This window comes from Hydrogenivirga sp. 128-5-R1-1 (assembly GCF_000171895.1).
Genome location: NZ_ABHJ01000355.1, coordinates 1 through 1,440, shown reverse-complemented (window position 1 = coordinate 1,440; position 1,440 = coordinate 1). Strand labels below are relative to the sequence as shown.

The window sequence follows — 1,440 nt, the reverse complement described above, 5'->3', positions numbered from 1 at the left end:
GTATTTTACTTCTTCTTTTTTTGCAAGAGAGTATATGGCAAATGCAATATCGTATCCTATCTGACCTAAAAGTTTCTTTTCGTCTTCAGATAAATATCTTATTTCTCTTGAATACAGAGCCAGTATTAAGTTTTTATTCTCAATTTTTAAAACAGATGTTAAATAATCTGCAAATATTATTGGGATACTTACACCTATATTTTTATCAAATTCTACTACTTTTTTTGATTTAATAGCTTCTCTTAAAGTTTTAATGTTTGCCTTAATGTTAAAAGCTTCCTGATTTCCATTTTTCTTTAAAATCTTAATGTGGGAATTTTCAATTTCTCCTACAAAACCAAACTCAAAACCACCTTCTTCAATGAGTACTTTCAAAATATTTTCAAAAAGGGTATTTACATCTGTTGTTTTTATTATTATTTCATTTATTTTGTATAAAACTCTGTAAAGTCTTGACATTCTTTCAAGCTGTTTTTCTTTTTCAAGTCTATCTGTAATATCTCTGAAAATACCTATTACTACTTTTTTATCATCTACTTCAATTACACTTCCACTTATCTCAACAGGAATAATCTTTTTATTTTTATGGTTGTAAATTAGAACATTTTCTATAATGTCCTTTTTCTTTGAAGATAAAAACTGTTTGAAAATATTTTTTATATATCTTTTCTGTCCTGGTGGATGTAAAATTGTAAATTCTTTTCCTATAAGCTCATCTCTATTAAGACCTGTCATCTCCTCAATTTTTTTATTGACATCTAATATTTTTCTATTTTCAAGGTCAAGTAAAACTATGCCGTCAAATGAACCTTCTACAATAGCATTGTATTTAAATACCCCTTCTTTTAACTTTTTGTTTAAAAAGTAATAGTAAGTCTTTATTACAAAGTGAAGGTCAATAAATATAATCTTTAAAAAGCTCTCTCTAAAAATTGAAAGTTCTTCAAGGGATAAAACGTTTTTCAGATATTTTAATATGGAATCAGCATATTTAAGATACGCCCCCTGATAATAGTCTAATTTAACACAATTTTCATAATGCTTCTTTCCTATCTGAAAAGCTTTTTCAACAAAATGCAGGTCTATATCAGTTTCAAGTAAAAATTCTAAATAATCTTTTTGTTTTTTCTTAAGCTTTTCTATTAGACCTTTTTCTTTTGTAAGTATTTTTTTTGTTTCTTCAAACGATAAAAGATGAGCATAAAAATCATCAAAAACTTCTTCCGGTATTTCCTTTATTTTATCCTTAATATCTTTTAAAACTTTTCTGTCTTCGTCAGAAAAAAGGAAATACTTTTTTACCTTCTTTAGATAATTCTCATCTATACCGTAAACGCTCAAAAACTTATTAAACTCCTCAATACCCATAATAACCTCCTTTAAACCCCTCCCCTGATTTTCTGTAAAAATACAGACACAACATAATATAAATTAGATACT

Annotated in this window: 1 protein-coding gene; it reads right to left on the bottom strand. The window is 26.5% G+C overall.

Annotated features, from left to right (window positions below; genetic code table 11):
- The coding region (locus HG1285_RS01680) for a protoglobin domain-containing protein (protein ID WP_008289335.1) at positions 1–1,368 on the bottom strand (1,368 nt) is incomplete at its 3' end.
- Between the last annotated feature and the right edge of the window lie 72 nt (positions 1,369–1,440).